Here is a 13213-nt window from a genome sequence, read left to right on the forward strand (position 1 = left end):
GGACAGGAGAACGCCCCCTGCCCCACTGTCCTGAGACTGCCCCTTGCGCCAGGCGAGTTGCCTCAACGCTCGAAGCGCTGCCGATCCTCAGGCCCGATCTGCTCTGCCAGATGCTGACGCAGTGCCTCCGGCCCGTCTGCCCGTAGATCGTCGTTGAAATCCCCGAGCCTCGGTTCCAGCACCCGAACGGCAATCCCGACCTCAGTGGCTCTGGTGGTCAATCTCTCCGCCGCGCGACGCCCCGCCGGATCGCGGTCGATGGCAATGTAGAGGCGCTGCAATCCCTCCGGCAGAAGGACGGCTCCGAGGTGGGAAGACGAGAGCGACGCCCAGACGGGAAGGCCCGGGGCCGCCTCCCGAACGGAGAGCATGGTCTCGATGCCCTCGCCGATGACAAGGATGTCAGCACTTGGGGTCAACCTGACGGCATTGCCCAAGAGGTGACCCATCGCCCGCCGCTGGACCTCAACAGGTGCCTTGTCCTTGCCGTCGGGCGCAAGCCAGGTGCGGTGTGCACCCTGCAGGACCCCGGCCTCATCGGTGACCGCGGCGATCAGTGCCGGTCTGGGGAGGGATCTGGTCTGACCCTCCTCCCGATGCCAGCACTTCGGGTGGAAGCGCAGGGCAGAGCTTGAGACTGGCAGAGTGATGCCCCGGCTGCGGAGATAGGTCTCGGCAAAACTGCCTGCGACCGGCACCGAGGCGGCAAACAAGCGCGCGGCTGCATCTGGTGTCCCGCCCGGGGACTTCGGCTTCTTCGGGGACGGCGCATCCGGTGTGACCGGCGCCGGACGGCCAAGATGCGCGCGGGCCTCGGCGAGAAGATCGGGGAAGCGGGTGATCCCCGTGCGTTCGCGGATGATGTCGAGGAGATCGCCGTGATCACCGGTTGCGGCATCGGTGTATTTCCCGGCGGCACCCGGTCCCGAGGTCGGTCCCACGAGCCGCACGAAGAGCGAGCGACCCGGATTGTTCTGTAGATCGCCGACCATCCAGTAGGAGCCTTCCCGCCTGCCAGCGGGAAGGTAGTGACGACAAACGCTTTCGGCATTTTGCGCAAGCTCGCGCAAGAGATTTTCTGTTTCCAATGACATGAGCACACCAATCAACCATTGCGTGCATGTAGGCCGGTGACCGAGATGCGTGCAAGCAGCCGCTCGAGGGCTGCGATGCCACTCGCGTCCGTCGGGCAGAAGAGCCGGAGCTTCCAGCTGATGATCTCTGAGAAGAAGCCATCGGCCTTGAGCCGATCCTTGGCAGCTTCGGTGAAACCGGACAGCTCGATCCGGTTCACCCCCATGACGCGGGAACGGTGCAACTCCATTCCCTCAGCCAGCCACACCACGGTCTTGCCCTCGAGGACAAGGGCGTGGACCTGTGCGGCCGTCAGCTTTGGCGCACCGGCGGCCAGCGTGGTCGCGACCCAGGCGGGCGAAACCCTGCGACCGATGATGCGTTGACCGTCATCGGTCTGCAGCCGGTAAACGCGGGTTTCGTCCTGGGGGAGCTGCTTCCAGATCGGCAGCAGCAAGCCCGCCACGATGTGCAGTGTGGCTTCCGAGAACTCCGGCACCTCGGCCAGTTCCGCAGTCCAGGCGGCAGCAAAGGCTACGCGGTCGGCCTCGAGCCAGTGGGTATCCTCCATGACCTTGGCTGGAACAGTGCTGGTCTCCATCGGCCGGATCAGCCGCAAGCGCGGCTCGATGGTGCCGTCATCCAGCATCAGGCTGGTGGCAGGCACCTGCACCGCCGCCCGCCCCGAGCGGCTGTTGACCAGAAGCCGCGCCTTCGGGTCATCAAGCCAGTCGAGCGCATCCGCGAGGGAAGTCGGCGTGTTGCGCCGCTTTTCCGCGATGGTCAGGAGCTGGGTTTCTGCGCCGGAGCCGGGATGGGTGTAGATCACCCTTGCGTCGGTGACGCGGAAGCTCTCGGCGCGCAGGGTCTCGAGCCCGAGGTCATAGACCCCGGCGGCGATGGCGCCCTCGATCCGCGCATCGAGCAGTTCCTCGAAAGCCGAGAACAGCACGGCCTGCATGTCGATCGTCAGCGCCAGCAGGCGATTGAGGAAGATCGTGATCGGAGGCAGGTCATCCTTCAGCCCGTTGTCATCGGTCAGGCTGAGGCCGGTGGCATCCTCGAAAGCGCCAAGAGAGCACCCCGCGACATCGCCGCGATAAATGCGGCGATAGAGCTGGCGCAGAGCGTCGCGGGCGTAAGTTGACTCGAGATTGTCCTCGGGCCGGAACAGCCCCTGCCCGCCGGTCTGGCGCTGGCCGCGCGTAATCGCCCCGAGCGTGTCGAGCCGCCGGGCGATGGTGGAGAGGAACCGTTTCTCCGCCTTCACATTCGTGGCCACCGGCCGGAACAGGGGCGGCTGCGCCTGGTTGGTGCGGTTGGTGCGGCCAAGGCCCTGGATGGCCGCATCGGCCTTCCAGCCGGGTTCGAGAAGATAGTGGACACGCAGTCGCTGGTTCTTTGCCCCGAGATCGGCGTGATAGCTGCGGCCCGTGCCCCCGGCATCGGAGAATATCAGGATGCGCTTCTGGTCATCCATGAAGGCGGCGGTTTCGGAGAGGTTGGCGGAGCCCACCCGGCTTTCCACGACGAGGCGCGCCGCCGGGCCCTCGCCCCTCCTCACGATCCTGCGCGAGCGGCCCGTGACTTCGGCCACGAGGTTGGTGCCGAAGCGCTGGACGATCTGGTCGAGCGCCCCCGGGACGGGCGGAAGCGAGGCCAGCTTTTCGATCAGCGCATCGCGCCTGCGCGCGGCCTCGCGGCATTCGACCGGCTGGCCGTCACGCACGACAGGCCGGGACGACAAATTGCCCTCGCTGTCGGTGAAGGGCTCGTAGAGCTGCACCGGGAAGGAATGAGCGAGGTAGTCCAGAACGTACTCCCTCGGGGTGATGTCGACCCGGATGTCGTTCCACTCCTCGGTCGGGATTTCCGAGAGGCGGCGCTCCATCAGCGCCTCGCCCGTCGAGACGATCTGAATGACGGCGGCATGGCCTGCGGCCAGATCGGCCTCGATGGCGGCGATCAGGGTGGGGGTTTTCATCGAGGTGAGCAAATGGCCAAAGAAGCGCTGCTTGGCGCCCTCGAAGGCTGAGCGTGCGGCTGACTTGGCCTGGCGGTTCAGCGTGCCATTCTCACCCGTGATGTTGGCCGCTTCCATCGCAGCGGCGAGGTTGTTGTGAATGATGGCGAAGGCCCCGGCATAGGCATCGTAGATGCCGCGCTGCTCATGGGTCAGCGCATGTTCCAGCATCTCGTATTCGACGCCATCATAGGAGAGGGATCGGGCGGTATAGAGGCCAAGGGACCGCAGGTCACGGGCGAGGACCTCCATCGCGGCGACGCCGCCCGCCTCGATGGCCTCGACGAATTCCCCGCGCGTGGCGAAAGGGAAATCCTCTCCGCCCCAGAGGCCGAGCCGTTGCGCATAGGCGAGGTTGTGGACGGTCGTCGCGCCCGTGGCCGAGACATAGACCATGCGGGCATTGGGCAGCTTGTGTTGGAGGCGCAGGCCCGCCCTGCCCTGCTGCGAGGCCTCGGTATCGCCACGCTCGCCCTTCGATCCTGCGGCGTTCGCCATGGCATGGCTTTCGTCGAACAGGATCACCCCGTCGAAGTCCGACCCGAGCCAGTCCACAATCTGGTCGACGCGGGATTTCTTAGCGCCTCGCTCTTCGGACCGGAGCGTGGCGTAGGTCGTGAAGAGGATGCCTTCGGTGAGTGGGATGTCGCGACCTTGGGAAAAGCGCGACAAGGGCGTCACGAGCAGGCGCTCTTGACCCAGGGCCGACCAGTCGCGTTGTGCGTCCTCCAGAAGCTTGTCGCTCTTCGAGATCCATAGCGCCTTGCGGCGACCTTGGCACCAGTTGTCGAGCAAGATCCCGGCCGACTGGCGGCCTTTGCCCGCGCCGGTGCCATCGCCGAGGAAGAAGCCGCGACGGAAGCGGGCGGCGTCTGCGGCATCGTCCGGCGCGGCTGAGACCATGTCGCCGGTTTCATCGACGCACCAGGCACCCGCGAGATGCGCGCCATGCGCTTCGCCCGCGTAGATGACCGTCTCGAGTTGGGCGTCCGACAGAAGACCGTCGCGCAACACAGTGGCGGGGAGTTTCGGACGGTAGGAGGGTTTCGGAGGCGCCACGGACGCCATGGCCGCCGACTGCACGAGCTTGGTCGGGTGCGGTGTCGCGCCGGGAATGTCGATCGCCTGCAGACGGAAGGTCTCGTAGATCGCATCCGACAGGCGCGCGGCGCCGAGGTCGTCCACCGTCTCGCGTAGGGTGTAGGCGAGGTCTTCGGCCTCCGGCGTGGCAACATGTGCTCCGGTCTTGGGCGACGCCGTTGCCCGCGATTTTCCGGATGCCGCGCCGGACGCCCGGGCAGAAATTCCCCGGAAAGGGGAAGTGGGCTGAGGGCGAGCGATGACGCCGGCATTCAGCTCGAGGCGCGGTGGGACTTCGGCAGTGATCCGGGAAAGAAGGCTCGCCACATCAGCAGACATGGGCTGAGTCAGATTTGCAGTGATGCCGCCCAACTCGCCGCCACGGCACTTGTCGAACACCGAAATCCGCGTCTCGAAGCTGGTGCCATGCTTGGCGAAAGCGGTACCTGAAACTGCGCCGGTGAAAACCAGATGGCACGTCTCGGTCAGGCGGCTGAATGTCTCGGCCCAGGCCGGGGCGTCGGGCGCAAAACCTGCCCCGGTGATGGCGACAAGACGCCCGCCGGGAGCAAGGCGGGCAAGGGCCGAGCGGAGATGCCGCGCCGTCGCCTCGGTCGTCCGACCGTCGACATTGGCCACGGCCGAGAACGGCGGGTTCATCAGGATGAGGCTCGGGCGGGAGGCCGTGTCGAGATGATCGTCGATCTGTGCGGCGTCGAAGGTGGTGACGGGACGACCCGGAAAGAGGAGGCGCAGGAGATCGGCACGGGTGTCGGCCAGTTCGTTCAACATGAGGCTGCCGCCCGCGATCTCGGCGAGGATCGCCAGAAGCCCGGTCCCAGCCGAAGGCTCGAGGATCAGGTCACGGGGCGCGATCTGCGCGGCAGCCATCGCCGCCACACCCATGGGCAGGGGCGTGCTGAACTGCTGGAAGCGCTCCATCTCCTCCGAGCGCCGGGTGTGTGTCGGCAGGAGGGCCGACACCCGGGTCAGTATCGGCAGCATGGCCGTAGGCGAACCAGCCCGGACCAGGAGCGCACGGCCGAACTTCCGCAAGAAGAGGACAAGTGCGGCTTCGCCAGCCTCATAGGCCAGCTTCCAGTCCCAGGCCCCTGATGCGTCGGAGCCACCAAAGGCGCGCTCCATCTTGGCGCGCAGAATACCGATGTCGATGGGCTGGCCCGCAGCAAGCGGCGTCTGCAAGGCCTCGGCGACGGCGAAGATCTTGGCGGCGGGCGATGCAAGTGCGGTCAGCACAACGGGCGGAGCAGCCAGTTTCAACGTGCAGAGTTCATTCATATGAGGAACCTCAGAGAGCCAAAGGGGGCAGTCCCGCGCTGCGCTCTCTCTCGCCAACCGGAACCTGACCTTTTCCGGCCCCCCTCTCACTCCCCTTCTTGCACCAGGGACTGTCGCCCGAATGGGGGGAGACTGCTAGAACAGGCTCCAGTCTAAAGGACCAAGGCCCGGTCCCGGCGAACCGCCGGGAGGTGTCCAGCCGACACTCATCGAAGGACCCATCAATCAGCCATCATCGTTCGAACCGCCGCCCTGCTCATTCAAACCGGCGTTATTGACGCAGGCTCATATGCTGGCAGAAGTTGATTGTGGAGTTATGCTGACCCATCAGGCGGATGTCGTCAGGTCAAGGATGCCCCGGGAATTTCAGAAGTGACAACAGATGAGGAGTGGCAAGCTGCCACGGACCAGCCCGAATCCGACCTAAGCGTGTTTCGCCCACACGGGGACGGGAGGACGATATTCGGCCGAAATTCAAATGGCGACTTGATCCATATCCGGGATGCGAGGCAAGGAAAGACGGACCTGACCTGCCCAGACTGCGGCATGGCCCTCATCGCCAAGAAAGGGGCGATCAGAGTACACCATTTCGCCCACAGCAATGGCGAGGAGTGTGTAGCTGCCGGTGAAACGGCACTGCACCGGGAGGCGAAGAACGTCCTGATCGCCACCCCGGAGCTGTTGCTGCCCAAGCTGATGGTTCGGGGAAAGCAGTGCCTAGAAAAGCGAATAGTTAGGCTACATTCGATCGAGATCGAGACATGGGAAGGGGGCTTTAGACCTGATTTACGTGCCACCATGTCGATCGGTGAGGTCACCAGGATTCTTTTCATCGAAATCCGCGTCACTCACGCCGTCGACGAGTTCAAACTGGAAAAGGTTCGGAACGCTGGCCACTCCATGATTGAGATCGATCTTGCTTCGATCAACCGCGAAGTTACGCGTAGCGCGCTATCCAATTTGCTCCGCAAGACCGCCCCGAGAGAATGGCTGCACCACCGAAAGACGGAGGAATTCAAGGCCGCCATTCTGGAAGAAGAGAGACAACAGCGTTTGCGTGAGGACGAAAAGGCGCAGCAGGCCGCCTTTCTGGCGGAGGAACGTAGAACGGCTCGGGCAGCGGCGAAGACCCGCGCACCATCAAAGGGAACGGCAGCCGAAGAGAGAAGCGCAGCGCAGCAGGTTCTTGAATGGCGAGCCCTGGGGAAGGACCACTTTTTCGCCTTGGCGGCGGACGACCAGATCTTCGATGTACCTCCGGCGGTTTGGCGCGCCCGTGTCCTCAGCTTCTTTGCCCCATGGATCGACCGAAATGTTGCCGAACGGGATGCCACTTCGTTTGACAGAATGGTGGGGCTTACTCTCGCTGACATTCGACAGGCAGGCTGGGTCAAGCCCGAGTTCTTGGTCGAGGCTTCAAAGACGCAAAGGACTTTCGCCTCCGCCGCAATCGCTGGTTTCCTCGCAGCCGTTAGCAAAGGGCAGCAGGCCTCCACGGTGGCAAACTCAAGGGCCGTTGACCTGGCCGACTTTCGGCGCCCGCTGCAAGCTCGGCACAAGGAAAACCTCAGTCTGCTGGAAAAGGTGAAGCGTGTTGAGGGCTATCTTGTAAAGGAACATGGCGCCCAGCTTGGTTATGGCCCAAAGGGATTGTCACCCACCGCGAATGGGGCGGCCTGGCTCGCGAGCGCCAACATTTCCAAGTTTGGCAACTATAGCGCCTCCAGGTTGCTGGACTCGCTCCTCGCGGTCCTTGGTCCGACGATCAAGGGCACAGAAACATGCCCAGCCCCAAAGGAGCTAGCCTCACTTGCCTTAGCCATTTTCGAGAACGGCGGAGATGTAACGGTCCAATTCCTGTCCGGCCGGCAAAAAGCAGTCAATCAGCTCGCGAAGAATACGCGCGGCGAACGGGTTGATGCTGAGTTGGACAAGCTGATGTCGTGGCTGGACCCCGCTCTGCAGGGGCTCGAGGCCCTGGGAGCCTGGCAAGACGCGCGACTCCCCGACCTGCTTCCGAGCGAACAGTCATTACGTGCTCTTCTTGAAACCAGTGTGGATGGTCCTCTGACCTATAGCGAGGTCGACGAGCTGAACGCGAAGTCTCAAGACGCCAAATCAATCATCGAGCCCGTCGCGCTGATTTGGAACCTGACGAAGGATCTCGGGCTGGAGCGGTTGATGCGAGGCCTGCGCAACATCCTGCTGCATCACTTCCTCAAGTTCGAGGCGGATGCAAAATTTGGTCGACAGGCCTTCTGCGAGGCCCTTCGGGTTCTGAAACCCCTCGTCGTCAGGCTGGCTGAGGTAGAAAAGGACGGACAATATGGCATGGAGGGCGCAACCCCGGAGGACTTCGCGCTAAGGTCACTTCTCAGCTGCCCTGAACCCGGCAGCCGCAGCATCCTTGACTGCGCCCTCAAAGGAGACAGCACCAACGCACGGCGCTTGACCAACCTTGTTGCAGCACCACGGATCAAGCCGCCATGGATCATGAAGGAGTTGCCGATGTCCCTCTGAACCCCGGCACTTGCGATCAGCAGCGTTTTGCAGAGAACAGTTTGACGCTTGAAGTCTGCAGGCGGGTTGCGGATCATTTAGCGCATCGTCGCGCTCAACCGCAGTAATCCGGCCGTGAAAGGATTTTTCCTTGCTTTTGAAGACCTTAAGAGAAATCTACGATCGGTATCTGGCGGACCCGGCATCGGACCCGTTGCTCATTTCATTGGCTGGCGAAGCTCAGCGGGAGCGCTTTCTTCGGGTCAAAATGATCAGGGATCTCTCCTATCGTGCCACTCCATTCGTCATCGAGCCCGCAGCGCTCGACCTGATCGCCACGGTTCAATCCGGCGTTAAGCTGGTCGAGGATTTCGGTCCTCTTCTTCTCGAAGCACCGCTGCCATTTGACGCGGTCTGGATGGAGTTTCAGGAGGAAGTTGGTGGGATACTGACCGGATCGGGTGTCCTGATCCAGAAGATTGCCGGCAAGATCCTGGTTTGCAGCTTTCATCAGTCCGCCGGCCAACCGCTGATCGAGCCCTTGCTGATGCTGACTGTCGATGCAGCTGCAAAGCTCGACATGCGGGCTGACCCGTTCACCGCTCCCCGGTTCATCAGCCGCTATGAAGGGAGCCAGGATGAACAGATTAGTCAGTTTTTCGGCGACGCGTTTCCTCAGACTGGTTGGGCAATCCTGAACGCAGTCGGGGCGATGCACTTGATCTCCGCAAAAGGCGGCCCTCTCGATGCGAGCGACGAGCCGATGTTTTCGCGCCCGGAGCGGCGGCGGATGGAGCGAGAGGGGACACTTCCAGTCGGAGTGCCGCCGACCGTGACCAAGATCAGAGTAAACGCGCAGGGCCGATTGCATTTGCAGGCAATCGACGACGAAGAAGGTGGTGTTGGCGGCGCACGACGTCGGGCCCATCGAGTCCGTGGGCACTACATGCGAACGGCCAAAGGGTCGAGCTGGCGCAAAGCGCACGTGCGCGGATTGGGGCAAGTGAACGAGACCGTTCGGGTAATCGAAGGCGTAGGTGAATCGCAACCTTCGGATCAGACCTGAACGGCTTCGGCGGTAGGCTTTCCGCTGTCTTTCCATGTCCCGAGGATGGCGCGAACCGCCAACTAAGGGGATTTCCCGTAAAGGACCGCTCATCTTGCACATGTTCGCTTTTTGTTCTATATATTAGGGCCAAGCCGAGAAGGAAGATTCCCGATGGAAGACACCGCCTTTGCCCTCCCCGCTACCTTAAAGCAGATCGCCTATGCACGGTCATTGGCACTGAAGAACCAGACGCTCCTCCCCTGGGAAGTCCAACAGGATCGTCGCTCTCTGAGCGCCTGGATCGACGCGCAAGCGCGGATGAAGCCCCTCTCCGAACTCGACCGCCTGCCCTCGTCAAAACAGGTCGCTTTCGCCGAACGCCTGGCTCGCATCAAGCGCCGCGCCGTCCCGGAAGAATGCTTCCGCGACAAGGGGCTGATGTCGAAGTGGATTGACGGAAACAGGTGAAAACCAGCGGGGTCGCGGCTTTATTGCTTTGTAGACCTCCATCTCCTATATTGCTTGGGAAGTTTCCGCACAGAGATGATGCAATGGCCTCGGTCGCCGCAAAGGTAATGTCGACAGTCAGCGCGCCCTACGGCGTGCTGCTGACGGCTGCGCAGTTGGCCGAAAAGATTGCCGACATCAAGAGCGCCGACACTTGCGATTGCAGCGTGTTTGCCTTCCTGTCCGAAGTGTCGCCCAAGCTTCAACAGTCGTTTATCGACGAGATGGGTGTCCACAAGGACGCCGTCATCGCAGTTGCAGGGAAGTTTTCCGATCTCGCCGGATACAAGCTTCCGCTCGCAATCTGAATGAACACCCCGCAGCCAAGCCGCTGGCCCGAGCTTTTTGATGTGGCAATGTCGATCATCGACCAGGCCAACGGCCAAGGTATCGGCATGCACAATTGGAGCTTTGGGGGCGGAACTGCCCTCATGCTTCAGATCCGGCACCGCGAAAGCCACGACATCGACCTGTTCATCGACGATGCCCAGTACCTGCCTTACCTGAACCCGGAGACGCAAGGATACGATCTGACTCTTGCGCCGAGCGACTACGAGACCGATGGCACACGGGCGTTGAAGATCGTGTTCGACGGCGTCGGCGAAATCGACTTCATCTGCTGCGACCCGGTCACCGAAGAACCGTTTGCCGTTTCCGAAATCCGCGGACGAAGCATCAAGCTTGAGACGCCGGCCGAAATCCTCGCGAAGAAGGTGGTGTTCCGCGGCTCGCACTTGCAGCCGAGGGACATGTTCGACATCGCCGCCGTCGCCCAGGCACTGGGCGAGGACTATGTCGTTGACGCATGTTCAAGGTTTCCAGCCGCCTGCGAAGAAGCGCTTCGGGTGACTGAAAAGATGAACCCGAGACTCGTAGAGTCTGTCACCGCGAAGTTGTTGGTGTCAGAGGGCTTTCAGGCCCTCCAAACCCGAGCGCAGACGATCACGAAAGAACTGCTGACAGCAGTCGTCACCCGAACTGGCGCCCAGCGTCGGTGAAGGTGTATTCGTTGACGACGATCTCCTCCTCCACCGCCTCGTCAGAGGTTAGATGGTCATCTTCGGCCTCCAGCTGCCGATAGAGCCAGCGGGCGAGATCGCGCAGCGCCTCCACAACAGTCTCTTCACTTCCTTCGGCTGGAGGCTGCCCGGTCGGGCTGTCGCGCGACACGTCGATGCTCATGCAATATTCGTGGTAGTAGCGCCCGCGGTGGGTCACCTCGGCGTGGAGCTGATAAAAGTTCTGCCGCTGAGCGGCCTGAAGACGACCGGCGATGCCGTGCAGGGTCTGATCCTGCGGGGCGTAGGAGCGGATTTCGCGCGTGGATCCCTTTGCGTGTCCAACCGTCGCTTCGAAACAGGCGCCATCGCCTTGCGACGAGAACCCCGAGAACCAGATGCAGGGTTTCTGACGGATGCCGCCGCCCATCAGCCGGACAGAACGGGTCTTCAGGCTGACCCCGAGGATATCGCAGATGCGCTCGAAGTCGTCATAGACTGCATCCCACCAATCATCGTGGAATGCCGCCTCGCGATACCAGCTGCGCGCCTGCTCCTTGGCTGCGTCGGACAGTTCCGGGAACTGATAGACGGTCGTGCAGATAACCTCAGGCATCGGGATCCTCCCCGGTCAGCGCCTGGGTAAGCCAAGTCTCGGTTCCGACCCAGCCGATGACTTTGCGCGCGCCGAGGTCGATCACCGTCGCGCCGCCGCCAAATGACCCGAGAATGGGGCGAGAGGCCGTATGAGCGAAGTCGAACCCCCATAAGCCGCGAAGATCGAGGTCGTGAGCCAAGCGCAGGACGAAGGCGACAACACCGTCGGGATCGCCGCTGTCGTCATCGCGAATCCAGAGCTCGCCGGACTGGCCTTCGTCCTGCGGTGATATCTCGAAGCCGAGATACTGCGGCTCATCGGACTCATCGTCCTCGGCGCGGCAGCGCTGAAACATCGCCATTGCGGCGGCGGCCTTTTCGGGCGTCCCAACGTTGATCAGACAGGAAAAATGAGTGAAATAATCGGCCATTTGGCCCTCCAGATATGAGAACGCCCGACCCGAGTGGCCGGGCGCGATGACAATTAGGGATCGACGGATGACGCGAGCGTCAGTGCGATTGCACTCGCGCCAGGTCTCGCGCCGCGTGGTGGGCGCTGAGAAGGTCGCGGTAGTAACGCTTGCGCGCCGCGCGCCAGCTGCGGACGGCCAGCGTGTCGGGATGCAAGCGCCGGATCGCGGTGCGCAGAACTGTCAGGTTCGACGCCTCGGGCGGCAGGCCAAGGTCTTGATAGGCCTGACACATGTCAGCGCACCTCCAGAACTGGAGGGGCCAGATGCGGGTCGGCAAGGGCTTCGATCTTCTCGGTCCGGCCCATCCACGGCTCGGGCCGGATCGTTTTCACCCAGTCGGTGAAACTCGGGATTAAGCCCAGATCCTCGCGCACATGCTGTTCGCCGACCCATCGGGTCGGGATGATGCGGCCGGTCGAGAGCGTGATCGTCGAACCGAAGATCGCCTCGGATTGCCAGATCCCAGCAGCATGATGAAACATCGCTCTGTGCCGAAAGTCCGCAGAATGGGCCTTAGAGCTATCGTACCAAGCGTGGATGGCCTGGTAATCGTCGACGGTGCCGCCCCATTTCTTCACCGAGGAGAGGGCGTGGTGATACGGATGTGCCATTGCCGCCCCACTCAGAAGTCGTGCGTGAAGAGTTCGGACGACGTGAACCGTTCGTTGAACTCGAGGTGGATGGAGCGGGCAGCCGCGTCGAAGCAGAACTCGCCATAGGCGCCGTCGTTGTTTTCCCAGCCGCCGTGGGTGTCGGACAGGAAGTCATAGGCCAGTTGCTCGGCGACAGCCTGGAGCGAGAGGTTGCGCATTTCCACCTCAGGGCCATCCCAGGTCAGCGAGGCATAAGCGATTTCGACTTGGGGGAAGTTGACGGCGGTCTCGCCGTTCCAGGCGGCGATGCTCTCAATCTGGCCGCTATCCCCTTCGCCGTCGAAACTCACGGTGACATGGGTGATCCCGGCGGCCACCAGGCTGTCGAACAGCTGGTCCTTGTTAGCGGGGCGCAGGGCCTCGATCCTGGCGGTGCGCTCGGCGTGGCCCGCGAAGATCGTAGCAAAGTCGATGGTCGAAGGCGGCATCGGGGCTGCGAGGGAGGGTTGGGTCTGGGTCATGTCAGTCTCCGGTAAGGGGGATTGGATTGGATCGGAGCCGGTCGGGCGATCTCTTTCACCTGCCCAGGCTCGCGATCCCCCTGCCCTCCTCTGCCTCTCTGGGGTCACGCCGCGATCTGCAGCGCGCGGGCGGCAAAGCTGCGCCACAGCGGATCGACGAGACGCGCTTCGAGGAGGTCGGCCTGCTGGCAAAGCCGGGCGGCGAGGTCAGGCTCATGCCAATCACCGGCGCGGGCTGCTTGGGCGCGCAGCGCGCTTGCCTCGATGACGACCGAGCGGGCCTCGGCGGCGCTTTGGACCGGATGGCACCAGGCCACGGCACCGGATGTGGCGAGGCCCGCCAGCACCAAGCGGTCATCACAGTCGAGAATGGCAAGAATCTGTGGCGCGGCCTCGAGGTCCATGTTGTTGATTTCCACCCAGAAGTGACCCGGGTAGCGGCGTAATTTTCATTGAGAACTGACCCATGTGACACCTTCCCCTTGGCTGCTGGCAGCAGGG

Annotated in this window: 12 protein-coding genes and 1 pseudogene; 5 read left to right on the forward strand and 8 right to left on the reverse strand. The window is 62.7% G+C overall.

Annotated features, from left to right (window positions below):
* Positions 1-62: 62 nt before the first annotated feature.
* Positions 63-1094 carry a DUF7146 domain-containing protein gene (locus tag BMX43_RS18610; protein WP_091303653.1) on the reverse strand — a complete coding sequence of 344 codons (1032 nt, stop codon included), beginning with the start codon at positions 1092-1094 and terminating at the stop codon, positions 63-65.
* Positions 1095-1105: 11 nt separating this feature from the next.
* Complete coding sequence (locus tag BMX43_RS18615) at positions 1106-5476, reverse strand: strawberry notch family protein (protein ID WP_091303654.1); 4371 nt, start codon at positions 5474-5476, stop codon at positions 1106-1108.
* Positions 5477-5905: 429 nt separating this feature from the next.
* On the opposite strand from BMX43_RS18615, the gene BMX43_RS18620 reads away from it, so the two are divergent.
* The 5 genes from BMX43_RS18620 (at position 5906) to BMX43_RS18640 (ending at position 10528) form a co-directional block, all read left to right on the forward strand.
* Positions 5906-7996: a competence protein CoiA family protein gene (locus BMX43_RS18620; protein ID WP_281243158.1), complete on the forward strand. Its 2091-nt coding sequence runs from the start codon at positions 5906-5908 to the stop codon at positions 7994-7996.
* Between the two features lie 130 nt (positions 7997-8126).
* Positions 8127-9041 (forward strand): hypothetical protein, encoded by a 915-nt coding sequence (locus BMX43_RS18625; RefSeq protein WP_091303656.1) that lies wholly within the window; start codon positions 8127-8129, stop codon positions 9039-9041.
* A gap of 153 nt (positions 9042-9194) precedes the next feature.
* On the forward strand, positions 9195-9491 hold the full coding sequence (locus tag BMX43_RS18630) for a hypothetical protein (RefSeq protein ID WP_091303657.1): 297 nt from the start codon (positions 9195-9197) through the stop codon (positions 9489-9491).
* Positions 9492-9574: 83 nt separating this feature from the next.
* Complete coding sequence (locus tag BMX43_RS18635) at positions 9575-9838, forward strand: hypothetical protein (RefSeq protein WP_052642745.1); 264 nt, start codon at positions 9575-9577, stop codon at positions 9836-9838.
* A 48-nt stretch (positions 9839-9886) separates the two neighbouring features.
* Positions 9887-10528: a nucleotidyl transferase AbiEii/AbiGii toxin family protein gene (locus BMX43_RS18640; protein WP_245749539.1), complete on the forward strand. Its 642-nt coding sequence runs from the start codon at positions 9887-9889 to the stop codon at positions 10526-10528.
* Here BMX43_RS18640 and BMX43_RS18645 read toward each other — a convergent pair.
* From BMX43_RS18645 to BMX43_RS18670, 6 genes and pseudogenes are all read right to left on the reverse strand, one after another.
* Positions 10500-11144 carry an antitoxin of toxin-antitoxin stability system gene (locus tag BMX43_RS18645; protein ID WP_091303659.1) on the reverse strand — a complete coding sequence of 215 codons (645 nt, stop codon included), beginning with the start codon at positions 11142-11144 and terminating at the stop codon, positions 10500-10502. The two genes, BMX43_RS18640 and BMX43_RS18645, sit on opposite strands and share 29 nt — an antisense overlap.
* Positions 11137-11556, reverse strand: a complete 420-nt coding sequence (locus BMX43_RS18650) for a hypothetical protein (protein WP_091303660.1) — start codon at positions 11554-11556, stop codon at positions 11137-11139. Before BMX43_RS18650 ends, BMX43_RS18645 begins: the two co-directional genes overlap by 8 nt.
* Before the next feature lie 79 nt (positions 11557-11635).
* Positions 11636-11830 carry a hypothetical protein gene (locus BMX43_RS18655; protein WP_091303661.1) on the reverse strand — a complete coding sequence of 65 codons (195 nt, stop codon included), beginning with the start codon at positions 11828-11830 and terminating at the stop codon, positions 11636-11638.
* 1 nt (position 11831) lies between these two features.
* Entirely contained in the window at positions 11832-12209 is a 378-nt protein-coding gene (locus BMX43_RS18660; RefSeq protein ID WP_091303662.1) for a DUF6915 family protein, read from the reverse strand.
* Positions 12210-12220: 11 nt separating this feature from the next.
* Positions 12221-12712: a DUF6878 family protein gene (locus BMX43_RS18665; protein ID WP_091303663.1), complete on the reverse strand. Its 492-nt coding sequence runs from the start codon at positions 12710-12712 to the stop codon at positions 12221-12223.
* A 104-nt stretch (positions 12713-12816) separates the two neighbouring features.
* A pseudogene (locus BMX43_RS18670) lies at positions 12817-13107 on the reverse strand (DNA repair protein RadC); the annotation flags it as partial.
* Between the last annotated feature and the right edge of the window lie 106 nt (positions 13108-13213).

The sequence above is a fragment of the Gemmobacter aquatilis genome (assembly GCF_900110025.1).
In the GTDB taxonomy this organism is placed as follows: Bacteria; Pseudomonadota; Alphaproteobacteria; order Rhodobacterales; family Rhodobacteraceae; genus Gemmobacter; species Gemmobacter aquatilis.

Excerpts from the sequence above, each read along its gene's own strand:
- BMX43_RS18610 (WP_091303653.1), bottom strand. The coding sequence starts at position 1,094 with ATGTCATTGGAAACAGAAAATCTCTTGCGCGAGCTTGCGCAAAATGCC.
- BMX43_RS18615 (WP_091303654.1), bottom strand. The coding sequence starts at position 5,476 with ATGAATGAACTCTGCACGTTGAAACTGGCTGCTCCGCCCGTTGTGCTG.
- BMX43_RS18630 (WP_091303657.1), top strand. The coding sequence starts at position 9,195 with ATGGAAGACACCGCCTTTGCCCTCCCCGCTACCTTAAAGCAGATCGCC.
- BMX43_RS18635 (WP_052642745.1), top strand. The coding sequence starts at position 9,575 with ATGGCCTCGGTCGCCGCAAAGGTAATGTCGACAGTCAGCGCGCCCTAC.
- BMX43_RS18640 (WP_245749539.1), top strand. The coding sequence starts at position 9,887 with ATGTCGATCATCGACCAGGCCAACGGCCAAGGTATCGGCATGCACAAT.
- BMX43_RS18645 (WP_091303659.1), bottom strand. The coding sequence starts at position 11,144 with ATGCCTGAGGTTATCTGCACGACCGTCTATCAGTTCCCGGAACTGTCC.
- BMX43_RS18650 (WP_091303660.1), bottom strand. The coding sequence starts at position 11,556 with ATGGCCGATTATTTCACTCATTTTTCCTGTCTGATCAACGTTGGGACG.
- BMX43_RS18655 (WP_091303661.1), bottom strand. The coding sequence starts at position 11,830 with ATGTGTCAGGCCTATCAAGACCTTGGCCTGCCGCCCGAGGCGTCGAAC.
- BMX43_RS18660 (WP_091303662.1), bottom strand. The coding sequence starts at position 12,209 with ATGGCACATCCGTATCACCACGCCCTCTCCTCGGTGAAGAAATGGGGC.
- BMX43_RS18665 (WP_091303663.1), bottom strand. The coding sequence starts at position 12,712 with ATGACCCAGACCCAACCCTCCCTCGCAGCCCCGATGCCGCCTTCGACC.